Annotated in this window: 23 protein-coding genes and 2 pseudogenes; 16 read left to right on the top strand and 9 right to left on the bottom strand. The window is 71.6% G+C overall.

The window, feature by feature from the left end:
- The first annotated feature begins 192 nt into the window (after window positions 1–192).
- Genes kaiC through MMR14E_RS24065 form a run of 4 tightly spaced genes read left to right on the top strand, consistent with a single transcriptional unit; the run spans window position 193 to window position 4,290 of the window.
- Window positions 193–1,881 (top strand): circadian clock protein KaiC, encoded by a 1,689-nt coding sequence (kaiC, locus tag MMR14E_RS24080; protein WP_331317766.1) that lies wholly within the window; start codon window positions 193–195, stop codon window positions 1,879–1,881.
- Window positions 1,878–2,219, top strand: coding sequence for a circadian clock KaiB family protein (locus tag MMR14E_RS24075; protein ID WP_331317765.1), 342 nt, complete (start codon window positions 1,878–1,880; stop codon window positions 2,217–2,219). The genes kaiC and MMR14E_RS24075 overlap by 4 nt, the downstream gene beginning before the upstream one ends.
- A complete protein-coding gene (locus tag MMR14E_RS24070) occupies window positions 2,216–2,533 on the top strand; it encodes a circadian clock KaiB family protein (RefSeq protein WP_331317764.1) in 318 nt (105 codons plus the stop codon). The genes MMR14E_RS24075 and MMR14E_RS24070 overlap by 4 nt, the downstream gene beginning before the upstream one ends.
- On the top strand, window positions 2,533–4,290 hold the full coding sequence (locus tag MMR14E_RS24065) for an ATP-binding protein (RefSeq protein ID WP_331317763.1): 1,758 nt from the start codon (window positions 2,533–2,535) through the stop codon (window positions 4,288–4,290). Before MMR14E_RS24070 ends, MMR14E_RS24065 begins: the two co-directional genes overlap by 1 nt.
- Window positions 4,291–4,299: 9 nt before the next feature.
- Here the strand turns inward: MMR14E_RS24065 and upp are convergent, their stop codons facing one another.
- On the bottom strand, window positions 4,300–4,935 hold the full coding sequence (gene upp / locus MMR14E_RS24060; protein WP_331317761.1) for a uracil phosphoribosyltransferase: 636 nt from the start codon (window positions 4,933–4,935) through the stop codon (window positions 4,300–4,302).
- Window positions 4,936–5,409: 474 nt separating this feature from the next.
- Here upp and MMR14E_RS24055 point away from each other — a divergent pair.
- Window positions 5,410–7,100 (top strand): annotated as a pseudogene (locus MMR14E_RS24055) (methyl-accepting chemotaxis protein).
- Between the two features lie 54 nt (window positions 7,101–7,154).
- Here MMR14E_RS24055 and MMR14E_RS24050 read toward each other — a convergent pair.
- Together MMR14E_RS24050 and MMR14E_RS24045 are read right to left on the bottom strand one after the other, a co-directional pair.
- Complete coding sequence (locus MMR14E_RS24050) at window positions 7,155–7,616, bottom strand: DUF2852 domain-containing protein (protein ID WP_331317759.1); 462 nt, start codon at window positions 7,614–7,616, stop codon at window positions 7,155–7,157.
- 57 nt (window positions 7,617–7,673) lie between these two features.
- Complete coding sequence (locus tag MMR14E_RS24045; RefSeq protein ID WP_331317758.1) at window positions 7,674–8,342, bottom strand: TetR/AcrR family transcriptional regulator; 669 nt, start codon at window positions 8,340–8,342, stop codon at window positions 7,674–7,676.
- 222 nt (window positions 8,343–8,564) lie between these two features.
- On the opposite strand from MMR14E_RS24045, the gene MMR14E_RS24040 reads away from it, so the two are divergent.
- The 3 genes from MMR14E_RS24040 to MMR14E_RS24030 all read left to right on the top strand — a co-directional run bounded on the left by MMR14E_RS24040 (window position 8,565) and on the right by MMR14E_RS24030 (window position 10,850).
- The gene (locus MMR14E_RS24040; protein WP_331317757.1) at window positions 8,565–8,879 is read left to right on the top strand and encodes a hypothetical protein; all 315 of its coding nucleotides are present in this window, start codon (window positions 8,565–8,567) and stop codon (window positions 8,877–8,879) included.
- Between the two features lie 125 nt (window positions 8,880–9,004).
- Window positions 9,005–9,412 carry a thioredoxin family protein gene (locus MMR14E_RS24035; RefSeq protein WP_331317755.1) on the top strand — a complete coding sequence of 136 codons (408 nt, stop codon included), beginning with the start codon at window positions 9,005–9,007 and terminating at the stop codon, window positions 9,410–9,412.
- 118 nt (window positions 9,413–9,530) lie between these two features.
- Window positions 9,531–10,850, top strand: coding sequence for a glycosyltransferase (locus MMR14E_RS24030; RefSeq protein WP_419539408.1), 1,320 nt, complete (start codon window positions 9,531–9,533; stop codon window positions 10,848–10,850).
- On the opposite strand, the pseudogene MMR14E_RS24025 reads toward MMR14E_RS24030, so the two are convergent.
- Both MMR14E_RS24025 and MMR14E_RS24020 read right to left on the bottom strand, forming a co-directional pair.
- Window positions 10,784–11,653: pseudogene (locus MMR14E_RS24025) on the bottom strand (AraC family transcriptional regulator); the annotation flags it as partial. The gene MMR14E_RS24030 and the pseudogene MMR14E_RS24025 overlap by 67 nt on opposite strands.
- A 122-nt stretch (window positions 11,654–11,775) precedes the next feature.
- A complete protein-coding gene (locus tag MMR14E_RS24020) occupies window positions 11,776–12,567 on the bottom strand; it encodes a zinc-ribbon domain-containing protein (RefSeq protein WP_331318643.1) in 792 nt (263 codons plus the stop codon).
- A 181-nt stretch (window positions 12,568–12,748) separates the two neighbouring features.
- Between MMR14E_RS24020 and ftsE the strand changes: the two genes are divergently transcribed.
- The 3 genes from ftsE (at window position 12,749) to MMR14E_RS24005 (ending at window position 15,335) form a co-directional block, all read left to right on the top strand.
- Window positions 12,749–13,441 carry a cell division ATP-binding protein FtsE gene (ftsE, locus tag MMR14E_RS24015; protein ID WP_331317752.1) on the top strand — a complete coding sequence of 231 codons (693 nt, stop codon included), beginning with the start codon at window positions 12,749–12,751 and terminating at the stop codon, window positions 13,439–13,441.
- The gene (locus MMR14E_RS24010) at window positions 13,438–14,406 is read left to right on the top strand and encodes an ABC transporter permease (protein ID WP_331317750.1); all 969 of its coding nucleotides are present in this window, start codon (window positions 13,438–13,440) and stop codon (window positions 14,404–14,406) included. Before ftsE ends, MMR14E_RS24010 begins: the two co-directional genes overlap by 4 nt.
- A 152-nt stretch (window positions 14,407–14,558) precedes the next feature.
- Window positions 14,559–15,335, top strand: coding sequence for a YdcF family protein (locus MMR14E_RS24005; protein WP_331317749.1), 777 nt, complete (start codon window positions 14,559–14,561; stop codon window positions 15,333–15,335).
- A gap of 37 nt (window positions 15,336–15,372) precedes the next feature.
- On the opposite strand, the gene MMR14E_RS24000 is transcribed toward MMR14E_RS24005, so the two are convergent.
- The 3 genes from MMR14E_RS24000 to MMR14E_RS23990 form a co-directional block, all read right to left on the bottom strand.
- Complete coding sequence (locus tag MMR14E_RS24000; RefSeq protein WP_331317747.1) at window positions 15,373–15,702, bottom strand: hypothetical protein; 330 nt, start codon at window positions 15,700–15,702, stop codon at window positions 15,373–15,375.
- Window positions 15,702–16,169 (bottom strand): PTS IIA-like nitrogen regulatory protein PtsN, encoded by a 468-nt coding sequence (ptsN, locus tag MMR14E_RS23995; RefSeq protein ID WP_331317744.1) that lies wholly within the window; start codon window positions 16,167–16,169, stop codon window positions 15,702–15,704. The genes MMR14E_RS24000 and ptsN overlap by 1 nt, the downstream gene beginning before the upstream one ends.
- Before the next feature lie 144 nt (window positions 16,170–16,313).
- Window positions 16,314–16,910 carry an HPF/RaiA family ribosome-associated protein gene (locus tag MMR14E_RS23990; RefSeq protein ID WP_331317743.1) on the bottom strand — a complete coding sequence of 199 codons (597 nt, stop codon included), beginning with the start codon at window positions 16,908–16,910 and terminating at the stop codon, window positions 16,314–16,316.
- 167 nt (window positions 16,911–17,077) lie between these two features.
- Between MMR14E_RS23990 and MMR14E_RS23985 the strand changes: the two genes are divergently transcribed.
- The 3 genes from MMR14E_RS23985 to MMR14E_RS23975 all read left to right on the top strand — a co-directional run bounded on the left by MMR14E_RS23985 (window position 17,078) and on the right by MMR14E_RS23975 (window position 21,212).
- On the top strand, window positions 17,078–18,646 hold the full coding sequence (locus MMR14E_RS23985; RefSeq protein ID WP_331317742.1) for a glucan biosynthesis protein D: 1,569 nt from the start codon (window positions 17,078–17,080) through the stop codon (window positions 18,644–18,646).
- A 52-nt stretch (window positions 18,647–18,698) separates the two neighbouring features.
- Window positions 18,699–20,858, top strand: a complete 2,160-nt coding sequence (mdoH, locus tag MMR14E_RS23980; RefSeq protein WP_331317741.1) for a glucans biosynthesis glucosyltransferase MdoH — start codon at window positions 18,699–18,701, stop codon at window positions 20,856–20,858.
- Between the two features lie 186 nt (window positions 20,859–21,044).
- Window positions 21,045–21,212 (top strand): hypothetical protein, encoded by a 168-nt coding sequence (locus MMR14E_RS23975; RefSeq protein ID WP_012319939.1) that lies wholly within the window; start codon window positions 21,045–21,047, stop codon window positions 21,210–21,212.
- A 23-nt stretch (window positions 21,213–21,235) separates the two neighbouring features.
- Here the strand turns inward: MMR14E_RS23975 and MMR14E_RS23970 are convergent, their stop codons facing one another.
- Window positions 21,236–21,436, bottom strand: coding sequence for a hypothetical protein (locus MMR14E_RS23970; protein ID WP_331317740.1), 201 nt, complete (start codon window positions 21,434–21,436; stop codon window positions 21,236–21,238).
- A 452-nt stretch (window positions 21,437–21,888) separates the two neighbouring features.
- On the opposite strand from MMR14E_RS23970, the gene MMR14E_RS23965 reads away from it, so the two are divergent.
- Window positions 21,889–22,125: a hypothetical protein gene (locus MMR14E_RS23965; RefSeq protein ID WP_331317739.1), complete on the top strand. Its 237-nt coding sequence runs from the start codon at window positions 21,889–21,891 to the stop codon at window positions 22,123–22,125.
- A 76-nt stretch (window positions 22,126–22,201) separates the two neighbouring features.
- Window positions 22,202–24,520, top strand: coding sequence for a Tex family protein (locus MMR14E_RS23960; protein WP_331317737.1), 2,319 nt, complete (start codon window positions 22,202–22,204; stop codon window positions 24,518–24,520).
- The last annotated feature ends 141 nt before the right edge of the window (window positions 24,521–24,661 follow it).

The raw sequence follows: 24,661 nt of genomic DNA, 5'->3' as shown, positions 1-24,661 counted from the left end.
GCGTCACGCACCCATATTGCGTGGGCGGACCCGTTGCCATACCGCATTCCAGCGGTGTTCCGCCCCTTCGACGCGCTGTCCGAGTCAGGCCCCACGTCTCCGCGTTGCGAGGCGGGCCGACCGGCCCGGCACTGGGGGCGAGCGCCGCCGCACTTCCGGACCTACCTTCCCCCGTCCAGGATTTCGCCCAACGTGCCCGATCCGCAAGCCGCACCGACACTGCCCAAGGTCGCGACGGGCATCACCGGTTTCGACGATCTGACCCATGGCGGCCTGCCGGCCGGGCGGCCGACGCTGATCTGCGGCGCCGCGGGCTGCGGCAAGACGCTGTTCGCCACGACCTTCCTGGTCAACGGCGCGACGCGCTACGGCGAGCCCGGCGTGTTCATGAGTTTCGAGGAGCGGGCCGAGGACCTGGCGGCGAACGTCGCGTCGCTCGGTTACGACCTCGACGGCCTCGTCGCGGGGGGCCGGCTCGCCATCGACCACGTGCGCGTGGAGCGGAGCGAGATCGAGGAGACCGGCGAGTACGACCTCGAAGGCCTGTTCATCCGCCTCGGCTTCGCGGTGGACTCGATCGGGGCCAAGCGCGTCGTCCTCGACACGATCGAGACCCTGTTCGCGGGCTTCACCGATCCGACCCTGCTCCGCGCCGAGCTGCGCCGCCTGTTCGGCTGGATCAAGGATCGCGGCCTGACCGCGATCATCACGGGTGAGCGCGGCGACGGCCCGCTCACCCGCCAGGGCCTGGAGGAGTACGTCTCCGACTGCGTCGTGCTGCTCGACAACCGCGTCGAGGACCAGATCACCACGCGGCGGCTGCGCGTCGTGAAGTATCGCGGCTCCGCCCACGGCACCAACGAGTACCCGTTCCTGATCGATCACGCCGGGATCAGCGTGCTGCCGGTGACCTCGGCGGATCTCGACTACGCGGTGCCCGACGGCGTCGTCTCGACGGGGATCGCGGGGCTCGACGCGATGCTGGCGCCGCGAGGCTTCCATCGCGGATCCGGGATCCTGATCTCGGGCGAGGCCGGGACCGGGAAGAGCATGCTGGCCGCCTCGATCCTCGACGCGGCCTGCCGGCGCGGCGAGCGCTGCATGGCCTTCGTGTTCGAGGAGAGCGGCGCGCAGATCGTCCGCAACGCGCGCTCGATCGGGCTCGACCTCGCCGCGCACGTGGCGAGCGGCCGCCTCCGCTTCGAGGCCGCGCGGCCGAGCCTGTTCGGGCTGGAGACGCATCTCGCGCGGATGCACCGCGACCTCGACCAGTTCCGGCCGGACGTGGTGGTGATCGACCCGATCTCGGCCCTGCGCGGCCCGTCGGGCGAGCTGCAGGCGACGCTCCTGCGCATGATCGACCTGATCAAGGTCCGGGGCATCACGGCGATCTTCACCACCCTCCGCGGCGACGGCTTCCTGATGGAGGACGACGATCTCGGCGTGTCCTCGCTGATGGATGCCTGGATCAAGCTCCAGAACATGGAGGCGAACGGCGAGCGGACGCGGACCCTGTACGTGATCAAGGCGCGGGGGATGAGCCACTCCAACCAGATCCGCGAATTTCTGATGTCGTCGGACGGGATCCAGTTGGTTGATGCCTATATTGGTCCATCAGGTGTCCTCACCGGCACCGCGCGCCTGGTCCAGGAAGCGCAGGAGCGGGCCGCGGCGCAGCAGCACCGGGATGCGACCGAGCGCCGGCTCCGCGACATGGCGCGGCGGCGCTCCGCCCTGGAGCGCCAGATCGAGGAGCTCAGGGCCGGTCTCGAGGCGGCCGTGGACGAGGAGGAGAGCCTCCGCGCCGAGGACGCGGCGCGCGGCGCCACGCGCGAGGCGGAGCAGCAGGCGTTGATCGCACGACGGAGTGCCGCGGAATGAGCGATGCGACATCGGACGACCCAGCACCCGAGACGGACCCGGACCGCGATTCCGGCCACTATCACCTGCGCCTCTACGTCGCCGGACAGACGGCCAAGTCCCTCGCCGCCCTGACCAACCTGAAGCGGTTCTGCGAGGAGCATCTGGCCGGCCACTACGACATCGAGGTCATCGACCTCATGAAGAACCCCCAGCTCGCCGCCGGCGATCAGATCCTCGCGATCCCGACCCTCGTGCGTCGGCTGCCGTCGCCGCTGAAGCGGATCATCGGCGATCTCTCGAACACCGAGAAGGTACTGGTCGGCCTGGATATCCGTCCCAAGGCCGATCGGCCTTGAACGCGGCCCCGCCCCCACCGATGGACGCGGAGCGCGTCCGATTGCGGCTGTTCGTGGCCGGAACCGCGCCGCGCTCGCTGCGCGCGGTCGAAGCTCTGCGCCGCATCTGCGAGGCCCACATCCCGAACCGCTACGACTTGGAGATCGTCGACATCTATCAGCAGCCAGACCTTGCCGAGCGCGACGGTATCCTCGCCGCTCCCACTCTCCTGAGAGTGGCGCCGGGGCCGGAACGGCGCCTCTCGGGCGATCTCCTCGACGAGGGCCGCGTGCTGCGCGGTCTCGCGATCGCGTCCGCCGCGGAGCCGCTCTGATGGGTGTGGACGCCCTGCTGCCCGGCGACGAGCCCGGGCTCGACGCCTATCGCGCCCATATCCGCGAACTGGAGGCCCGGCTGGAGGAGAGCGAGGAGACCCTCGCGGCCATTCGCCGGGGCGATTTCGACGCCGTCGTCGTGGAGGGCCCCAACCACGAGCGCCTCGTCTACACGCTCGAGAACGCGGACCTGCCGTACCGGGCGCTGATCGAGCAGATGCAGGAGGGCGCGTTCACGTTGGCACTCGACGGAACGCTGCTCTACTGCAACCGGCGGCTGGCCGAGATGCTCGGAGAGCCCCAGGAGCGCCTGACCGGCCGCACCCTCCAGGCTTTCGTGCACCGGGATGTCGACCTCGACCGTCTGATCCGCCGGGCGATGGACAGCCCGGTGCGCGAGGAGATCGAGCTGCACGCGGCGGCGGGCGCCGAGAGCGCCACCTTCCTGTCGCTGAGCCGCTTCGCCTGCCAGGGCGATCAGCCGCTCCTCTGCGGGGTCTTGACGGACCTGACCGAGCAGAGACGCAACATGCTGGCCCTCGCGGAGGCGCATGCCCGTCTCCAGTCCGAGAGCGCCGAGCGCGAGCGCGTGGAGGAGGCGCTGCGTCAGTCGCAGAAGCTCGAGGCGGTGGGGCAGCTGACCGGCGGCGTCGCCCACGACTTCAACAACCTCCTGACGGTGATCAAATCCTCGACGGACCTGCTGAAGCGCCCGGCGCTTCCGGAGGAGCGGCGCCGCCGCTACGTCGAGGCTATCTCCGACACGGTCGATCGGGCCGCGAAGCTCACCGGCCAGCTCCTGGCCTTCGCGCGCCGCCAGGCCCTGAAGCCCGAGGTGTTCGAGGTCGGCGCGTCGCTGCGGGCCGTGGCCGAGATGCTCGATTCGGTGACCGGGGCGCGCATCAGCGTCGTGGCCGCGCTTCCTGAAACGCCCTGCTACATCCGCGCCGATCTCAGCCAGTTCGAGACCGCGCTGATCAACATGGCGGTCAACGCCCGCGACGCGATGGGCGGTGAGGGCACCCTGACTCTGACGCTCTCGGGCGACCGGCCCATGCCGGCGATCCGCGGGCACGCGGGGTCGCGCAGCACCTTCGCGGCGGTGTCGCTGTCCGATACCGGAATCGGCATACCGGCCGACGTGCTGCCGCGCATCTTCGAGCCGTTCTTCACCACCAAGGAGATCGGCAAGGGCACCGGACTCGGGCTGTCGCAGGTCTTCGGCTTCGCGAAGCAGTCGGGGGGCGACGTCGATGTCTCCAGCAGCCCGGGTCACGGCACGACCTTCACCCTCTACCTGCCGCAGGCAGAGGACGCGCCGGACGTGTCCGCCGCGCCGCCGAGCGAGGAGAACGGGCTCGACGGTGCCAGCCTGTGCGTGCTCGTGGTCGAGGATAATATCGAGGTCGGCCGCTTCGCCACGCAGATCCTGGAGGATCTCGGCCACAAGACGGTCTGGGCGACCAACGCCGAGGAGGCGCTCGTCGAGATCGAGAAGATCCCGTTCCGCTTCGACGCCGTCTTCTCGGACGTGGTGATGCCCGGGATGGGCGGCATCGCCCTCGCCCGCGAGCTGCAGCGGCGCCTGCCCGATCTGCCGGTCGTCCTCACCTCCGGATACAGCCACGTGCTGGCCCAGGAGGGCATCCACGGCTTCGATCTGATCCAGAAACCCTACTCGGTGGACCAGCTCTCGCACACGCTCCGCAAGGTCGTCGGCAAGGGCCGTGCCGGTGCCCGACGCGGCCGGCGCTGAGCTCGACGCCTAGCGGGTGCCGTACATCCGGTCCCCGGCATCGCCGAGGCCCGGGACGATGTAGCCGTGGTCGTTCAGGTGGCTGTCGATCGCCGCTGTCCAGACGGGGACGTCGGGATGGGCCGCCTGGAACTTGGCGAGGCCCTCCGGCGCCGCCAGCAGGCAGACGAACCGCAGGTCTGACGCGCCGCGGGCCTTGAGGCGGTCGAGGGCCGCGATGGCCGAGTTGGCGGTCGCCAGCATCGGATCCAGCACCAGGACCGTCCGGTCGGCCAGATCGGAGGGCGCCTTGAAATAATATTCGACGGCTTCGAGCGTCTCGGGGTCCCGGTAGAGCCCGACATGCGCGACGCGGGCCGACGGGACCAGCGACAGCATGCCGTCGAGAAAGCCGACTCCGGCGCGGAGGATCGGCGCCAGGACGAGCTTCTTGCCCTGGATCTGCTGCCCCTGCATCGGCTGCAGCGGCGTCTCGATCGTCACCGGCTCCAGCGGCAGATCCCGGGTCACCTCGTAGGCGAGGAGCATCCCGATCTCGTTGAGGATCTGCCGGAATCCCTTTGTCGAGCGGTTCTTGTCCCGCAAATAGGTGAGCTTGTGCTGCACCAGCGGGTGATCGACCACGGTGACCCGGCCCGTCGACATGCCCAACCCCTCCCTCTCGGTTGAGGACCAATGCCGGAGGGGAGCCCGGGGCGCAACTCGTTCCGATCGTCCGTGCGGGAGGCCGGCCCGGCAGGACCGCGAGAAGCCCGGCGCGCGCGCCGGGGCCGCTCCCGCGACCCGCCGGGTCGACGACGACGCGCGCGGTCCGAGCCGTTCACGCGGGGCTCGTTGCAGGCATCAATTGTCCGATTCTTGAGAACGGTTTGTTCGGGGAAGAAAAAATTTGATATGCAAAATATCTGACGCTGTAGCGATCCCATGTGCTTCGTCGAAAGGTCGATGACGGCTCCATTCGCGATCGGATCTATGTTCCGGAAAATATATCCGAGAGACAACGAAAATCGTGCTTCCGATCACTCGACTTGCGCGCCTGACGGAAGTCTCTAAATGCGGTCGCCGGCATCGACCCATGCGATGCGACAGTCCCATCTCCGGATCTGGCCGATCACATACATGCGCCTGTCCCTTCCACTGAAAGCGATCCTGGCAATCCTCTTCGCGGGACTTGCGCTGATCTCGGCCGCGCAAGGCGGCCTGTCGCTCCGTCAATTGGCCGCGATCGGCGAGGTGGCGACGGCGCTGGCCAAGGACTGGGTACCCTCCCTCGAGAAGGTCGGCGCGATCGAGGTGGCGGCCTCCGAAGTGCGCATCAAGCAGTATCGCCTCATCCTGCTGTCGGATACGCCGGAGCATCGGGCGACCAACGAGGCCGCCCTCGCGAGGACGCACGCGCAGCTGCGCGACGCGCGGCGTGCCTACGAGCCGCTGATCACCACCGTCGACGAGCGGACGCAGTACGACGCCTTCGACGCGGCCTAAACCCGGTTCGAGCAGGCGGATCGGGACGTACGGCGCCTGATGGAAGCGGGCCAGCAGACGCAGGCGACCATGCTGCTGATCAAACCGGACGTCGTCGCGCTCTACGACGCTGCGCGGGCGGCGCTCGCCCGCCTGGTGGCCCACGACGAGAAGGCGGCGGCGGAGGACGCCGCCGGGCGATGACCCGGATCGACACAGCGTCGGTCGCGGCCGTGACGGGGATCGGCCTCGCGCTGGTGTCGGCGCTGGCCGCGGCATTCTTCGGCCTGTTCTACGTCTCGCGGCCCATCTCCGCGATGACCGGCGCGATGACGCGCCTGGCGCGGGGCGAAGCGGGGACCGAGATCCCGTTCCGGCATCGTCGCGACGAGATCGGTGCCATGGCGGCGGCCGTGCAGGTGTTCAAGGACAACCTGATCCGCACCCGCCAGCTGGAGGGCGAGGCGGACGCGGCCCGGCAGGATGCGGAGCGGCAGCGCAGCCTCGGCATGCGCCAGATCGCCGACCGGTTCGCGGACGCCGTCGGCGGGATCGTCGCGCAGGTCTCGACCGCGGCCGCCGGCCTGCAGGCCACCGCTCGCGGCATGACCGAGACCGCCGCGCGGACCGCCGGCCAGTCGACCACCGTCGCGGCCGCGGCCGAGGAGGCGGCCAGCAACGTCGGCACCGTGGCGGCGGCGGCCGAGGAGCTCGGCACGTCCGTCCAGGAGATCGGCCGGCAGGTCGACGGCTCGGCCAGCCTCGCGCGGGCGGCCGTCGCCGAGGCCGACCAGACCGGCGCGCTGGTGCAGGACCTGAGCGAGGCAGTGGCGCGGATCAGCGACGTGGTCGGGCTGATCTCGACCATCGCGGGCCAGACCAACCTGCTGGCGCTCAACGCCACGATCGAGGCCGCGCGGGCAGGCGCGGCCGGCCGCGGCTTCGCGGTCGTGGCCACCGAGGTGAAGGCGCTGGCCGAGCAGACCGCCCGGGCCACGGAGGAGATCGCCGGCCAGATCGGGCGGGTGCAGGCCTCGACCGGGCAGGCCGTCGCGGCGATCGGGACGATCACGGCCCGGATCCGCGACATCGACGGCGTGGCGACGTCGATCGCGGCGGCGGTGGAGCAGCAGGGCGCGGCGACCCACGAGATCGTCCGCAACGTCGGGCAGGCGGCTGCCGGCACCGGCGAGGTCACCAGCAACATCGTCAGCGTCGCCAGCGCCGCCGAGCAGACCGGGGAGGCCGCCGCGCGCGTCCTGGCCGAAGCGTCGCGGCTCTCGGAGCAATCCGAGCACCTGAACGCGGAGGTGGCGCGATTCCTCGACCGGGTCCGCGCAGCCTGACGTCGAGCCGGGGCGCGTCCGGGCGCTGCGCCCGGACGCTGTCGTATCGCGGGCTCAGACCGCGCGACCGCCGCCCTCGGTCCGGCGCTTGGCCATGAAGGCGTCGAACTGCTCGCGATCGCGGGCGCGCTTCAGCTCCTCGACGAACTCCGAGAAGGCGCGGCTCTCTTCCTCCAGGGCGCGCCGCTGCGCCTCCAGACGGTCGAGCTCGGCCCGGCGGTACTCGTCGAACGCCGCGTTCCCGCTGCCGCCGCGGCGGTTCGCAGCCTCGAAGGCGCGGGCGAAGCGGGACGCGGGACGCCCGCCCTCGAACTCGGAGACCGTCCGGCGCGCGGCGTCGCGCATCTCGGCGAAGGCCGGGTAACCGGCGAGCTTCCAGGCGACGAGCGCGAGGCCGACCGGCCACCAGTAGATGAAGCCGACCACGATCGCGCCGATCTCCAGGGACCGACGCGGGAACGGGCCGGACCGGCAGAGCCTGCCGGTCGCCCAGGGAGAGGAGGATTGAGAGGTCACGGCTGTGCTCCGCTGTTCATGTGAACGCGGTTAACATGCGGGTCCGGCGGGTGCCTTTCAAGGCCGTTCGCGGCCGCCCTCGCGCGCGCCGGCGCGACCCGCCCCGTGCACCAGCGCGAGGACGCCGGCCCGCAGCAGCTCGTACTTGTCGGGAAAACCGGGGCCGCGCGGCAGGTGGCCGGCGGCCGAGAGGGTCGCGAGACCGTGGGCCAGCGCCCAGACTTCCAGGGCGATGAAGCGCGGCGCCACGCCCCCGAACCCGTCCGCGAAGGTCGCCTGCAGGGCCTCCACCAGGAGGTCGAAGGGGCTCGGCCGGGCCTCCGCGCCTGCGGCTGTGTCGGAATCGGCTCCGGCGGCGGGTGCGCCGCGGGTCTCGAAGATGGCCGCGTAGTAGGCCGGCTCCTCCTCGGCGAAGGCGAGATAGGTCTCGCCCATCCGGGTGAACCGCTCCAGCGGCGTCCCGCGCGACGTCAGGGCCCGCGCCAGACGGGCGGCGAGTTCCGCGAAGCCCCGGCCGGCGAGTTCCTCGAGGAGCGCCTCGCGGCCCCGGAAATGGCGGTACAGCGCGGCCGGCGTCACGCCGACCAGGCGCGCGGCATCGACCAGGGTGAAGCCGCCGATCCCGCGCTCGGCGATGAACCGGCGCGCGGCCTCCAAGAGGGCTTCCTTCAGATTGCCGTGATGGTAGCTGCGCCGGTCATCCGGCCCGTCCCGCCAGGGTCGCAAGATCTCACATCCTTCGCGCGCCGATGACACCACACCGGACCTCTGAGCCGCTGTCGAGTCCGAAGACCAACGACGTCGGGTTTCGGAGGTCGGCGTCTACAAGACCGGTGAACACGACGGTTGTTTCAGGCGCATGGGGCGACGCTTGACCGCTCCCAGCTCGCGCAACATTATTACATCATCGGTAACGGGGCTTCCATCGCAGGACGACGAGCATCGCGCATGGCCTTCGTGAGCCTCAAGGCGTGGCGAGCCCGCTCGGCGGAGCGCGCGGCGATCGCGGCGCGCCTGAAGCAGGAGTTGCGGACGGCCCTCGGCCTCGCGGATGCCGACGCGCTGGCGGTCAACGAGATCGCCTGCGCCGATCCGGGCTGCCCCGACATGGAGACGATCGTGCTGGTGATGCGGGCGGGCGCGCCCACGCGTGCCCTGCGGATCCGGCGCCCGATCGACGCGGTAAATTCCGACGACGTCGCCGCGCTCGTCGCGGAAGACCGGTCGTCCGAGCCGCCGACGGACGACGTCTCGACAATGTGATCCGGCGCGCGGGCTTTCGGCCTTCGGGGCGCTCAGGTCACAGCGACGGGCCCCGCCGCGCCACGTAGCATCCCGCCAACAGCAGCGCCCTCCGCTCGGACGGGGTGGCGGGAGGATCGCACGCCATGAAGACTCGCCGTCACGTCCTCGCGCTGGTCGGTCTCACCCTCGCCGGCTCGGGCCTGCTCGGTAGGCCGCGTCCGGCTCGGGCGGGCGAGACCCGGCCGTTCTCGGACGCCGCCTTCGAGGCCGCCCAGAGGGACGGGAAGCCGGTGCTGATCGCGGTCAGCGCCCCCTGGTGCCCGATCTGCCGAACGCAGAAGCCGATCCTCGGGAAGCTCGCGGCCGAACCGCGTTTCAAGGATCTCCAGATCTTCGACATCGATTTCGACAGCCAGAAGGACCTGCTGCGCCGCCTGAACGTGCGGATGCAGAGCACGCTGATCGCCTACAAGGGCGCGACCGAGGTCGGCCGCTCGGTCGGCGAGACCCAGCCGGAATGGATCGAGGGGCTCGTCGAGAAGACCCTCTGACGCGGCGCGCGTCGCCCGGTCCACCTGTCCGGTCCCGTTCAGGGAAGCCCCGGCATAAGCCCGCACGAGGCCCGCGCGACGGGTCCGGCGGAGAATGTCACCGGTGCCGAGCCCCCCTTTGTCAGACGTCCCCGGTCCCGACGCGATCGTGGCCGTGCCCGTGCGCAACGAGGAGGAGCGTATCGCCGCCTGCCTGCGGGCGATCGACGCCCAGGAGGGGGCCGGATCGGGGCGCGTCGGGCTCGTGCTGTTCCTGAACAACTGCACGGACGACACGGAGACGCTCGTGTCCGCGCTGGTTCCGACGCTGTCGATCCCGGTCCGGGTGTTCGTCGAGAACTTCTCCGGCGCCCATGCCGGATGGGCCCGTCGCCGGGCCATGGACGCCGCCGCCGCGTGGCTGGGTGATGCGGGGAATGCGGGGATCATCCTGTCGACCGACGCCGACAGCCGGGTCCCGCCCGACTGGGTGGCGCGCAATCGCGCGGCGATCGCGGCCGGGGCCGACGCGGTCGCCGGCCGGGTCGAGCTCGACGCGGCCGAGGCGGCGCTGCTGCCGCCCTCGCTCCCCGCCCGCGGCCGGCTGGAGGACACGTACGACGCCCTGATCACCGAGGCCGAGGCGCGGATCGATCCCGATCCGAACGACCCCTGGCCCTGTCACCGGACCGCGATCGGCGCGACCCTCGCGGTGACACGCCGCGCCTATCTGGCGGTCGGCGGCATGCCCGAGATCCCGCTCGGGGAGGACGGCGCCTTCATCGCGCGGCTGCTGGAGCACGGGCTGCGGGTCCGGCACGCCACCGACGTGTGCGTGACCATCTCGGCGCGCCTCGCCGGGCGCGCTCCGGGCGGCGTCGCCGACACGATCCGCTCCCGCTGCGAGGAGCCCGACGCGCTCTGCGACGCCCGGATGGAGATTTTCTCGCGCGCGGTGCGGCGCTACCTCTGGCGCCGGCGCTTCCGACAGATGCACGGCCGCGGGGCGCTCGCGCGGAGCGACGGCTGGGCCCGGGCGATCGGCATCGCTCCCGTCGAGGCGCGGCGCATCGCGTCCCTGCCCCTCGGCCAGGCCATCGCGGAGGCGGAGCGCGCCAGCCCGCGCCTGGCCTATCGCCCGATCGGTCCGCGCCAGCTGCCCGCTCAGATCCGGATCGCGCGGGTCGGCGTAGCCGCGATCCGCCTCGGTCTCGGGCTCGCCGCCGGGGCGCGGCGGGTCGTGGGCGGGCGCGGCGGGTCGTGGGCGCGGCCGGACCCGCGCGGACGGCCGCCGACCCGCGCGGCAGCCGCGTCTGAGCGTCAGGATCGGCGTTCCAGCACGTCCCGCGGCGCCACGCCGAACCGGCGGCGGAAGGCGCGGCTGAACGTCGCCGCGTCGGTGAAGCCGCAGCTCGTCATGACTGGCCCGATGCGGGTGCCACCGCGGAGCCGCCGGTAGGCCCGGTCGAGCCGGGCGTCGCGGATCTTCGCCGCCACGCCCTCGTCGCCCGTGAAGGACGCGTAGAGGCGGCTCCTGGAGATCCGCAGGGCGGCCGGCAGAGATTCCGGCCCGAAGGCGGGATCGTGGAGCCGGCGCTCGATGTGGGCCAGGGCCAGGGACCGCACGGCGTCGCCGGACAGGTCTTCGGCGGTCTTCTCAGCTTGCCCGTCCGCGAGAGCGCGGAGCAGGTGCAGCACGCCCTCCAGAGCGATGCCCGCCTCCGCCTCCGACAGGCTGCCGATCGTCTCGGAGAACGAGCGGAGATAGGTCGCGAACAGGCTGCTGAGCGGCGTCGCGCCGAGCCTGCGACCGGCGAAGGCGTTCACGTTGCCGACTTGGCGCAGGAACGCGGCGCGCGGCACCTGGAGGCGGATCTCCTCGTAGGGATCGCGGCTGCCGATCGCGAAGGGCTGATCCATCGCGTGGACGGTGATGTCCCCCGCATCCAGAACGGCACCCGCGTTGCCCTGCTCGACGTAGCCGCTGCCTCGGAGGAGGAGCACGATCGCGATGTCGTCGTGCCCGTCCCGGCGCACGTGCTGCGCCGTGCGCTCGACCGCGATCGGGTTGCTCAGCGTGTGCAGGACCGCGCCGTGGCCGGTGATCGCGAGGCGGCGGGCGGCCGCGAACGGGACGTCGGGCGCCAGCAACGTCGCGTCGACGCGCGCGAGAACCGTGCTGCGCCAATAGTCGAAGGCGCGCTTCTGCTCGACCGAGTCGGTCGTCTCGACGAGGATGGGGACGGTTTGGTGAACGCTCAAAGCACGACGGCCTCGGGCGCCCGCGACGGCCGACGCTCACGCCCGCAACGGGACCCCCTGCGAGAAGGTTGCAGATCCGATCGTCATGCACAACCTGAGCTCAGTGCCGACGCGGACCTGCCTCAACGGTCCGCCGCTGCCACCCGCGGGCCGGGGCCGGTCGCGGACGCGTCGGCAAAACGCAGCACGACCGCACGCCCGGCGGCCGGCGGCGACGGCAGGCTCGCGCGGAACCGCGCGGTCTCGGTCGCGGCGAGCACCGTCCGCGGCGGGGGGACCGAGAACGTCTTGATCGTCCGGCCGCCGGCATCGCGGATCTCGACGCTCAGCGGCGCCACGGGCGCGTCCGAGCGGGCGACGCCGACGAGGTCGGCCTCGATGACGAGCTCCGCAGGGCTGTCGTCCTCGGGCGGGTTGTTGAAGGCGACGACGTCGCGGATCTCGATGCCGCGCACGTTCACCGGCAGGCCGATGCGGGCGAACAGGGAGGCGGTCTGCGGGACGGCGCGGACCACGCTCGTGCGGGCGAGGCAGACCAGCGGGATCGCCGCCAGGAGCGTCAGGCCGAACGCCAGCGACGGTGTCAGGCCCGGGATGGCGCGGCGCGCCGCCCCGGCGGGTTTCCTGGCGGGTTTCCTGGCGGGCTTCCTGGGCTTGGCAGGCCGCCCGTCTCCGGGAGTCGGGACGTCGGTCGCGCTCCGCACCGAGGCGGTCGCCTCCTCCCAGGCCGCGTCCGCGACGGGATCGGTCTCGGTCTGCGCGGCCAGCTCCGCCTCGTGACCGGCGAGGACGTCGGCCGGCGAGATGAACCACGTCTCGCGGCAGGCGGCACAGCGGACCGAGCGGCCCTCCATGCCGACCTTGCTGGCGTCGATGCGATATTCGCTCGCGCAGCTCGGGCAGGCGATCAGCATCCGCGCCATACTCGCATCGATCGGCCGCGACCGGGCCGGACAGTGAAGTGCTTGAAGAAGTGTCGCCGGACAGGGTTAAGGGGCCGTGAAACTCCCGAGGCCTTGAAAACGCCCGGCGCTCCGGCGATTCCCGAGGGAGGGACAGACGAGATACGGCACGGCTTTGAACCTACAGGCGAGCATGAAGAGCCTGCTGCCCGGCGCGGAGCGGCCGGTGGTGCAGTTCGAGAACGTCGGCATGCGCTACGGCCTCGGGCCGGAGGTGCTGTCCGACGTGAGCTTCCGCATCGCGCCGCGCTCGTTCCAGTTCCTGACCGGTCCGTCCGGCGCCGGGAAGACCACGCTGCTGCGCCTCATCCTGCTGTCGGTGCGCCCGACCCGCGGGCTCGTCTCGATCTTCGGCGAGGAGGTGAGCGACATCTCCGCGAAGGCGCTGACCGGGCTCCGGCGCCGGATGGGCGTGGTGTTCCAGGATTTCCGGCTCCTCGACCACCTGACCACCTACGAGAACGTCGCCCTGCCCCTGCGCGTCCAGGGCCGTGCCGAGGCGAGCTACCGGGCCGAGGTGGTCGAGCTGCTGCGCTGGGTCGGGCTGGGCGAGCGCATGCACGCCCTGCCGCCGCTGCTGTCGGGCGGTGAGAAGCAGCGCGCCGCCATCGCCCGGGCGCTGATCGCGCGGCCCGACCTGCTGCTCGCGGACGAGCCCACCGGCAACGTCGACCCGGGCCTCGGGCGGCGTCTGCTGCGCCTGTTCCTGGAACTGAACAAGCTCGGGACGTCGGTCATCATCGCGACCCACGATTTCGGCATCATGGACTCCGTCGATGCCCGCCGGATGGTCCTGGGCGAAGGCCGGCTGCGGATCGAGGAATGAGCACTCAGGCGATGCCGCGGACGAAGCCCGGTGGATCGGCCGTGCCGCCCGACCCGTCGATGCCGGCCAACCTGCGCCGCAACGCGCCGCTCGTGCCCACCGACACGGCGGCCGGCCGCTCCCTGGCGGCGGTCATCGCGATCCTGACCTTCCTCGCGGGCCTCTGCGCGGGCGCGGCCGAGATGGTCGCGACGAACGCTGCCCAGTGGCAGGGCGACGTGGCGCGCGAGGTGACGATCCAGGTCCGGCCCGGACCCGGCCGCGACGTCGACGCCGACGTCGCCCGCGCCGACGCCATCGCCAAGGCCGAGCCGGGGATCGCCGAGACGCGCGCGTTCAGCAAGGCCGAGGCCGAGCGCCTGCTCGAGCCGTGGCTCGGGACCGGGCTCGACCTCTCCGACCTCCCGGTGCCGCGCCTCATCGCCCTCAAGCTCTCGAGCGGCCAGGCGGCCGACCTGAAGCGTCTGCGATCGCGTCTCGTCGAGGCGCTGCCGGGCGTGGCCAGCCTCGACGACCACGCCCTCTGGCTGCAGCGGCTCTCGACGGCCGCCAACGCCTTCGTGGGGATCGGGATCGGGCTCGTGCTGCTCGTGCTGATCGCCACCGGTCTCGCGGTGACCTTCGCGACCCGCGGTGCCATGGCGAGCAACCGCGAGGTCGTGGAGGTGCTGCATTTCGTCGGCGCCGACGACGACTACATCGCCCGGGCCTTCCAGCGGCGGTTCTTCGGCCTCGGCCTGCGCGGCGGCGCGATCGGGGCGGGTCTCGCCCTCGTCGCCTTCGTGATCGCCGGCCTGCTGGCCCGGGCCGCGCGCTCCGGGCCGGCCGGTCAGGAGGTCGAGGCACTGTTCGGCGCGTTCCATATCGGCCCGCGCGGCTACGCCAGCGTCATCCTGATCGGCGTCATCGCGTCCCTCGTCACGGGCGTCGTCTCGCGCGTGACCGTGCGGCGCTTCCTGGCTTGACGCTCCGCTGCGTCACGGAGACGTGGAAATAGGGGGTCGTCCCGGCGCGTTTACCATCTGGAAACTTTATCGTTGCGGTGTGGAAACAGTCGATCGCGCCGGCCTCGGAGCCGCCGCAATCGGCGCCGATTCTCCGGAGGATGACCACGCGTATGCTGCGCGCATCGGATCCGCCCTCGACCGACGCTGTCGGCTGGGCCTGGCACGAGTGGGCTGTCCCGCGCCGCGCCGTCGTGCGCCCGCGCGGCCGGCGGCGGATCGCCCTCTGGACCTGCAGCCTCGGTGCCGGCCTCGGGACGCTGGCCCTCTTCGCCGGATTCCTGATCTTCGTCAGCGCTGTCGCTCGCCACGAGCGGATGCCGACCGACCGGGCCGACGGGATCGTCGCGCTGACCGGCGGCGCCCAGCGGATCGGCGACGCGATCGACCTGCTCGCCGGCGGCTACGGCCGGCGCCTGCTCATCACCGGGGTCAACGAGCGGACCAGCCGCGACGAGATCGCCCGGTTGAACCCGACCCAGCGGAACCTGATCGCCTGCTGCGTGGATCTCGACTACCGGGCGCGCAACACGATCGGCAACGCCATCGAGACGCGCCGCTGGATGCGCGCGCACCGCTTCAGCACCGTCGCGGTGGTGACCTCGAACTACCACATGCCGCGGACGCTGGTCGAACTCGACCACGCCCTGCAGGACAGCGACCGCGTTCTGCCGCATCCGGTCGTGACCGAGGCCTTCGATGCTGACCGCTGGTGGCAGAACCCGCCGGCCGCGCGCCTCCTGGCGTCCGAGTACGTGAAGTTCCTGGTGAGCTGGGTCCGCACGCGCTTCGAGGCCGATCCCGAGCGCTCCCGCGCCGCGATCCTGATCGGGCGCGGCAAGCCGGTGAAGATGGTGGCCGAGCCGCTCATGCTGCGCGGCGTCGATTGAGGGCGCGGCGCGCCGCCCCCCCGACCGACGGCCCGACCTACTGGCCCTTGCAGCGCGCCTTGATCGCCGCCGAGAACTCGCGGTCCGACCCCTGGACCTGGGCGAGGCGCTCGCTGCGTTCCGAGCCCGACAGGCAGCGGCCGTAGACGCTCGCCACGCGCCGCATCGTCTCCACGTGACGCCGCCAGACGCGGCAGTTCTTGGCATCGTCGCCGTCGGCCTGCTCCAGCTGGTCGAGGGCCTGGCGCTGCATCGACTGCGCCACCAGGACGTCGCGGGCGCAGGTGGTCTCGCCCTGGGCGACGGCGGCGCCGGAGATCCCGGCCGCGAGGGTCAGGGCGGCGGCGATACGGAAGGTCGGGATCATCAGGCGGCCTGCGGCGCCGTCGAGCGCGTCAGGAGGGCGTAGAGCGCGCCGGCGTCGCGGGCGGCGCGGATATGCGCGAGCATGCCCGGCTCGCGCAGGATGCGGGCGACCTGCGCCAGGGCCTTCAGGTGATCGGCGCCGGCGCCCTCGGGGGCGAGCAGCAGGAAGGCGATGTCCACCGGCTGGCCGTCCAGGGCCTCGAAATCCACCGGCCGGTCGAACCGCGCGAACAGCCCGAACAGGCGGTCCAGGCCGGGCAGCTTGCCGTGCGGGATCGCCACGCCGTCGCCGATGCCGGTCGATCCGAGCCGCTCGCGCTGGAGGAGCGTGTCGAAGACGGCGCGCTCGCCGAGGGCGGGCAGGCGCCGCGCCGCCTGCGCGGCGAGGTCCTGCAGCACCTGCTTCTTGGCGCGGGCGCGCAGGCCCGGCACGACCGACTCGGGGTCGAGGAATTCCAGAACTGGCATCGAACGACCGTTGCCCCGTCGCCCGTTCGCGAGGAAGCGGGCCTCGTCGCAGGGGCGTCGACGACCTTTCCGGCCGCGCCCCCGCTAGGTTCAATCAGCGGGAAAACCGGCCGGTTCCGGCTCCGTTACTCCCGACCCGCAGCGTCACTCGGTGGCGCTCGGCGGGTCCACCCAGCCGATCGCTCCGTCGCTCCGCCGGTATACGACGTTGACGCGACCGGTGCCAGCGTGGACGAACACAACCACTGGGGATCCGGTCATGTCGAGAGCCGTCACCGCCTCGCCGATGGTGCGGCGCTGGAGGGTCTTGGTGCTCTCGGCGACGATCGGCGGGTGGGCGTCGCCCTCGGCGGCGACGTCCTCCTCCTCTTCCTCCGGGGCGGCGAACACCGCGTAGGCGGCCTCGACCGCCGCGGCGTCGCCCGGGCCTGTCGCGTGCTGCTTGAGCTTGTGCTTGTAGCGGCGCAGCCGGGTCTCCAGGCGTTCGGCGGTCTGCTCGAAGCTCGACCGCGCGTCGTGGGCGAAACCGTTCGCCTCGATCGTCAGGCCGGAGACGAGGTGCAGCACGCAATCCGTCCGGAAGGCGGTGCCGTCGCGCCGGAGCGTGACGTGGCCGTTGCAGGAATCGTGCATGTGCGAGTCGAGATACTTGGCCTGAATCGCCGACATCCGTTCCTCGACGCGGCCGCGCAGACTCTCGCCGAGATCCACGCCGTGGCCAGTCACTCGCAACGATCCCATGCTGCCTCCCCCGTTCCGATGCAGTCGGCCGAATTAGAGAGCCGGCTCGGGTTAAGTCAACGGAGCCCCTTGCGGTTCAAGCGGTTGCTTAACCCTGGGTTCAGCCGGCCTGTCCGTATACAGGGGGCATCCCGCCCCGTGCCCCGTGACGCGAGACGACCGCCTGAATGACGATCGCACCCGGATTCCCCGCCACCGCGACACGACGCGCCGTCCTGGGCGGCGCGCTCGGTGTGGCCGCCGGACTGGTCCCGGCGGCCGCGCGGGCGGCCGACCCGGAGAAGGCCCCGGCCCTGCCGGGCAGCGGGGAGGCGTTCGAGACGAACACGCTGACCGACCTCGCCCGCGCCCGGGCCGCCGCCCCCTACACCGCGCCGAAGACCGGTGACGTGCCGGCCGTCCTCAAGAACCTCTCCCGCGAGGCCTACGAGGCCATCCGCTCCGCCGACGGCCGCGCGACCTGGGCCGACCGGAACGTCGGTTACGTCCTGGAGCCGCTCCTGCGCGGCTCGATCTTCGAGACGCCGGTGTCGCTGTACGTCGTGCAGAACGGCCTCGTGCAACCGGTCGGCTACGAGAGGGCCGCCTTCGCGGCCCCGGGCCTGGAGCTGCCCGACCTGACCGCCGATACGGCGTTCTCGGGCTTCCGCCTCCGCGCCCGGTTCGACGGCGCCGACGGGCTGTCGGACTTCGCCCTGTTCCAGGGCGCCTCGTTCTTCCGCCTCGTCGCCGAGGGCCAGGATTTCGGCATCAACGCCCGGGCGCTCGCCCTGCGGCCGGCCGATTCCCGCGGCGAGGAGTTCCCGCTGTTCCGGGCGCTGTTCGTCGAGACGCCGCAGGCGGGGCAGCCGGTGATCGTCCACGCCCTGGCGGAGTCGGAATCGGCGACCGCGGCGTTCAAGATCACCTTGACGCCGGGACGCGACGTCTCCACGGCGCAGATCGACGGAACGGTCTTCGCCCGGGCCGAGCTCGACCATATCGGCCTCGGCGGCATGCAGGGCAGCTTCCTGTTCGGCGCCCTCGACCGGAAACGGGTCGACGACCTGCGCGCCGCGGCCTTCTCGGTCGAGGGCCTGGCGATCCACAACGGCTACGGCGAGCCGATCTGGCGCCCCGTGCACAACCCGGAGGCGCTGCAGGTCTCGGCCTTCGTGGATCGCGGGCCCAAGGGCTTCGGCCTCATGCAGCGCGCGCGCGCCTACGACGACTTCCAGGACGACCACCGGCACTGGGAACAGCGCCCGTCCCTGTGGCTGGAACCCCTCGACGACTGGAACGAGGGCGCGGTGACGCTGCTGGAGATCCCGAGCGATTCCGAGCTGAACGAGAACGTCTTCGCCTACTGGCGTCCCAAGGCGAAGCTGGCGAAGGGCGCCGAGATGCGCTTCCAGTGCCGGCAGCACTGGTCGAAGGGCTGGCCGGACCCGCTGCCGCCCGAGATCGCCCGCGTGCGCGACAGCCGCTGCGGCCACGGCAGCGCGGGCAATCGCCGGCTCTTCGCGGTCGATTTCGAGGGCGACGCGCTGTTCCAGCCCGGCGACATCGACGTCGACCTCGGCGCCTCGGCCGGGACGATCACGCGCCAGGAACGGTTTCGGTACCCCGATCGTAGGACCCTGCGGATCCTGTTCGAGCTCGATCCGGGGAGCGAGCGCGCGAGCGAGCTGCGCCTCGCGCTCCGGCGCGGCCAGGCCCGGGCCAGCGAGACCTGGCTGTTCCGCTGGACGCCCTGACTTCCAACCCGACAGCCGAGGACCGGCCAACCCCGTGCGACTGGACGAGACCATGACCTTGCCGCCAGCGACGGACTCCGTGTCCGGCCGCGACACCGCGACCGACGGCGGCCGCTACCTCCCGCCCGAAGCGCCTCTGTCCATGCCCGTCCAGGATCTGGCCCGATGGGATCCGGGCCTCGGGCATCGGCCGGAGCGCCGGGTCCGGACGCCCTGGCCCGAGCGGGTCCTGGTGTTCGGCGGCGCCCTGGCCCTGACGGCCTTCGGCGGCTGGCAGATGGTCGAGACCGTGTCGGTCTCCGGCAGCCCGACCGCGCTCCAGCTCGTGCTCGTCGTGCTGTTCTGCCTGACCTTCTCGTGGATCGCCCTGGCCTTCACCAGCGCGGTGCTCGGCTTCGGGACGCTGCTGCGCCGGCCCCGGCCGAGGCCGGTCCCGACGGCGCTGCGCACGCGGACCGCGATCCTGATGCCGGTCTACAACGAGGCCACGGCCCGCACCTTCGCGGGCGTCGAGGCGATGCGCGAGGCGGTCGAGGCGACCGGCCTCGGCGCTCATTTCGACTGGTTCGTCCTCTCGGATTCGACCCAGCCGGACGCCTGGATCGCCGAGGAGCGGGCCTATCTCGACCTGCGCGACCGGCTCGGCCCCGAGGCCCGGCTCTACTACCGGCACCGCCCGAAGAATCATCACCGCAAGGCCGGCAACATCGGCGACTTCGTCACCCGATGGGGCGGCCGCTACGACCACATGCTCGTGCTGGACGCCGACAGCCTGATGAGCGGATCCGCGGTCGTGGCGCTCGCGGCCGCCATGGAGGCGGATCCGGACGCCGGCATCATCCAGACGCTCCCCCTCATCATCAACCGCAACACCCTGTTCGCCCGGCTCCAGCAATTCGCCGCCCGGATCTACGGCCCGGTCATCGCCGCGGGCCTGGCCGCGTGGTCCGGGCGCGACGGCAATTACTGGGGCCACAACGCGATCATCCGGACTCGCGCCTTCGCGGATTCCTGCGGCCTCCCGGACCTGCGAGGGAAGCCGCCCTTCGGCGGGCACATCCTGTCCCACGACTTCGTCGAGGCGGCCCTGATCCGCCGCGCGGGCTGGGCGGTGTACATGCTTCACCGCCTGCCGGGTTCCTACGAGGAGAGCCCGCCCTCGCTGATCGACGTGGCCGTGCGCGACCGGCGCTGGGCGCAGGGCAATCTCCAGCACGCGCGGGTGATCGGCGCAGCCGGGCTGCATCCCGCCACCCGGCAGCACTTCGCCACCGGGATCGCCGGCTATCTCGCGTCGCCGCTGTGGCTGCTGCAGCTGGTGGTCGGTATCCTGCTGGTGCTCCAGACGGCCACGGAGCGGCCGGACTATTTCGGCGGCGCCGGCTTCTCGCCGGTCTTCCCGCGCTTCGACCCGGTCCGCGCGCTCCAGCTGTTCGGCCTCACCATGGCGGTCCTGCTGGCGCCGAAGTTTCTCGGCCTGATCCTGGCGCTGCTGGACGGCCCGGTGCGGCGCGCCTGCGGGGGGGCCGGGCGGCTCGTCCTGTCGAGCCTCGTCGAGATCCTGCTGTCCGCCCTCGTGGCGCCGGTGGCGATGGTGATCCAGTCGGGCTCCGTGATGGGAATCCTGCTCGGACGGGACACGGGCTGGAACCCGCAGCGGCGCGACGACGGCTCGATCCCGCTGCGCGACATCGTCGCCCGCCATCGCTGGCACACGCTGCTGGGCCTGGTGGCGGGTGTCGCCGCTTTCGCGATCGCGACCTCGCTGTTCCTCTGGATGAGCCCGACGATCCTCGGCCTGGTGCTGGCGATCCCGATCTCCTGGGCCAGCGGCCAGCTCGGGCTCGGCCTAGCGCTGAAGCGCCGCCTGCTCCTCGCCACGCCGGAAGAGGCCGCGCCGCCGGAGATCGCGGTCCGGGCCGCCTCCCTCGCGGTCCGCAACGCGCAGCTCGGGTTCGACGACGCCGATTCCCTCGCGGCCCTTCACGGCGATCCCGAACTCGCGCGCGCCCACACCCGCATGCTTCCCGTGGGACAGCGGCGGCCCCGGGGCGCGATCGATCCCGCTCAGACGCTCGCCACCGCCAAGATCTGCGAGGCCGAGACGGTCGCGGAGGCCCAGGCTTGGCTCTCGCCGAAGGAGCGGATGGCGCTCCTGCACGATCGGGCCCTGGTGGACAGGCTCGTCCGCCTCGACGAGAGCGGACGCTGATCCCGGTACGGCAGCCCGCGGCGCGTCCGCAGCCGGCGCGAGCGCCTGGAACGCTCGGTGCCGCTCGCAGAGAAGTGTCGGTCCGCGACGATCGTAAGGGCCATCGTGTCGGCCGACAGGACCGAACCGTGAGAAGTGATTAACCATTCGGATCCTAGACTCGAACATCGTCACTCGGATCCGGTCATGACCCTGCTGTTCGTGTTCCTGCTCCTGCCGCTCGCGGTGGCCATCGTCCTGGCCCGCGGCGAACCGATACGCACCATCAGCTGCCTCGGCGCGATGGGGGTGGGCTGCGTCATCGCCGCGACGAGCGTCGTCAGCCTCGTGCGCCACCGGATCCGGACGACCTGACTTCCGCGCGTCCGGCGGCGGCGTCAGAGAAAGCCGACCTGGCGCGGGCCACCGCCCAAGCTCCGCCCGGCGCGGGCGACGAGCTGCGAGAAGGCCAGGGCCGCAGCCGTGGCCTGGGCTCGGGACGGGAAGCAGCGTCGCGATTCGATGACGGGCTCGTCTGTCTCGTTGACGAGAACCCAGGACCAGAGCGACCGGCTGCGCTCTCGGATCTCGAACTGCACAGGCGCCTCCCTTTCCGGGACATGCGAGAGGAAGAATTCCACGAGCGGGTGACATCCCGATGACGTCGCGTTTCGGTCGTCGAGGCGTGCTGTTCGCTCGCCGCGCCGCGCGAAGACTTTCGTCCTCGCGGACGGATCGCCGGAAGGTCGGTTGTTCAGTATCGTGCCAGCTATCCTTCGCGATCTGATCCACAGACGGTTGTGCGAGATCCGTGCCAGGCGAAGCCGGCGGCCAGCCCGCGATCCCCGGTGACTGCGACCTCCGCGCGAGACTGGCACGCGAGACTGGCACGCGAGACTGGGATGCGCACTCGGTTGCCTGACGCCCCATCGCCACGGCGACGCCCGGACTTGACTGGATTGTCTGGATCTCGATGCTCTAGGCCGTTGCGGGCGGGAGCGAGGGCATTCTTGCGGCAGCACCTGTAGGCGCTGCGAGGCGGATCGACGCGATGGTGAACGAGAACAGGGTTCCGAACGAGCGGTCGCGCCGCATCCTCGGCGATCTGGCCGAGACTCTCGGTTGTTCGGTCGACGTTTTTTTCGAGTCCGGCCAGCACGATGACCTCTCGATGACCGAGGAATTGCTGAACCTGTGGTTCGCGATCGAGGATCCGGTCGCCCGGCACCGCATCCTGGACTGCGCCCGGGCCGCGAAGGCGGAGGCGGAGGCGCGACCGGGCGCCTGACCATCGCCTTGTTTCCGACGGCTTGGCGCTCCACGTCGGCGACCTGTCCGTCGCCGCGACCCCAGTCGGAGAAGCCATGAAAGCCGTGAACGCTCTGATCGCCGAGGAACTCGGTGTCGGGGAGGCGCAGGTTGCCGCCGCGGTCGCGCTCCTCGACGGCGGCGCGACCGTGCCGTTCATCGCGCGCTATCGGAAGGAGACTACGGGCGGCCTCGACGACACGCAGCTGCGCAGGCTGGAGGAGCGACTGTCCTACCTGCGCGACCTCAGCGAGCGGCGCGCCGCGATCGTCGCGAGCGTCACGGCGCAGGGAAAGATGTCCCCGTCCCTGGCGGCGGCCCTCGACGCCGCCGACACGAAGGCGCGGCTGGAAGACCTGTACCTGCCCTTCCGGCCCAAGCGGCGCTCGAAGGCGCAAACCGCCCGCGAAGCCGGCCTCGAACCGCTGGCTCAGGCCCTGCTGACCCGACCCGACCGCGCGCCCGAGTCGGTCGCAGCCGCTCACGTGTCGGGCGCGCGCGGCGTGCCGGACGTCGAGGCGGCGCTGGAGGGTGCCCGGGCCATCCTGATCGAGCGCTTCGCCGAGGACGCCGACCTCGTCGGGCGCCTGAGGGCGGATTACTGGCGGACCGGCCAGCTCGTCACGCAGGTTCGCAAGGGCAAGGCGAACGAGGGGGCAAAGTTCGCGGACTACTTCGACTGGACCGAGCGGCTGGAGCGCATGCCCTCGCACCGGATCCTGGCGATCTTCCGTGGCGAGCGGGAAGAGGTGCTCGACGTCGCCTTCGCCGCGGAAGGCGAGGAGTCGGCGCCCGGCCTCCCCGGGCCCTTCGAGACGGCGATCTGCCGCCGCTTCGAGATCGCCGCGCGCGGGCGGGCCGGCGATGCGTGGCTCCTCGACACGGTCCGCGCGGCCTGGCGGACGAAGATCCGGACCGGGATCAAGCAGGATCTGCGCGGCCGACTCTTCGAGCGCGCCGAGGACGAGGCCGTGACGGTCTTCGCCGGCAACCTCAAGGATCTGCTGCTCGCCGCCCCGGCGGGCGGGCGGGCGACGATGGGCCTGGACCCGGGCTATCGGAACGGCGTGAAGGTCGCGGTGGTGGATCGAACCGGGCGGGTCGTCGCGGTGGAGACGACCTACCCGCACGAGCCGCAGCGGCGCTGGCGCGAGGCCGTCGCGACGCTCGGCCGGCTGTGCCGCCTGCACGGCGTCGAGCTTCTCGCCATCGGCAACGGCACCGCGTCCCGCGAGACCGAGCGTCTCGCCGCGGAGATCATCGCGGCCAACCCGGACCTGCCTCTCGCGAAGGTCATGGTCTCCGAGGCCGGCGCCTCGGTCTACTCGGCCTCCGAGATCGCCGCCAAGGAATTGCCCGACCTCGACGTGTCCCATCGCGGCGCCGCGTCGATCGCGCGCCGCCTCCAGGATCCCCTGGCGGAATTGGTCAAGATCGATCCCAAGTCGATCGGCGTCGGTCAGTACCAGCATGACGTGAGCGAGGCGAAGCTGTCGCGGTCGCTCTCGGCGGTGGTGGAGGACGCGGTCAACGCCGTCGGAGTGGACGTCAACACGGCCTCCCCGGCCCTGCTGGCGCAGGTCTCCGGCCTCGGCGGCGCGATGGCGGCGCGGATCGTGGCCCATCGCGACGCACAGGGTCCGTTCCGGACGCGCGCGGCGCTCAAGAAGGTTCCGGGTCTGGGCCCGAAGACCTTCGAGCTGGCCGCGGGCTTCCTCCGTATCCAGGGCGGCGACGACCCGCTCGACGGGTCGGGCGTCCACCCGGAAGCCTACCCGGTGGTCCGCCGCATCCTCCAGGCGACGAAGAGCGACATCCACGTCCTGCTCGGCAACGGCGCGCTCCTCGGCCGCCTCGCGCCGGAGCCGTTCGTCGACGCGCGCTTCGGCCTGCCGACCGTGCGCGACATCATCGCGGAGCTCGAGAAGCCGGGGCGCGACCCGCGGCCGGAATTCAAGACCGCGCACTTCCAGGAGGGCGTCGAGACGATTGGGGATCTCAAGCCCGGCATGCAGCTGGAGGGCGTGGTCACCAACGTCGCCGCCTTCGGGGCCTTCGTGGACATCGGCGTCCATCAGGACGGACTCGTCCACATCTCGGCGATGGCCCGGCGGCGGATCGCGTCGCCCACCGAGGTGGTGCGGCTCGGTGAGGTCGTCCGGGTGCTGGTCCTCAACGTCGACGTCCCGCGCAAGCGCATCGCCCTGTCGATGCGCCTCGACGATCCCGTCGAGCCCGCGCAGCCGGTCCGGCGGACGAACGAGCCGCGGCAGGACGCGCCGCGGAGCCGTCCGACTCCGAGCCCGGAACCCGCGGCGGGCGGGGCCCTGGCCGAGGCGCTCCGGCGTGCGGGCGCCGCGCCCCGGCGCGGTTGAGCATCGCGTCGCCGCGCCCGCCAACATGGTTAGCGCTTCGTAAACCTCCGTGGGGTTTGAATGCGGGTGTCGTGCCGCGGAGCGCGATTCCAAACACCTGATCGCGCTTCCGGGATCGCCGGGGCGGTCCCACGGCTCGGA

It is taken from the genome of Methylobacterium mesophilicum, from assembly GCF_036441335.1.
In the GTDB taxonomy this organism is placed as follows: domain Bacteria; phylum Pseudomonadota; class Alphaproteobacteria; order Rhizobiales; family Beijerinckiaceae; genus Methylobacterium; species Methylobacterium mesophilicum_B.
The sequence above is the reverse complement of the archived record's forward strand: the minus strand, read 5'-3'. Positions and strand labels throughout refer to the sequence as shown.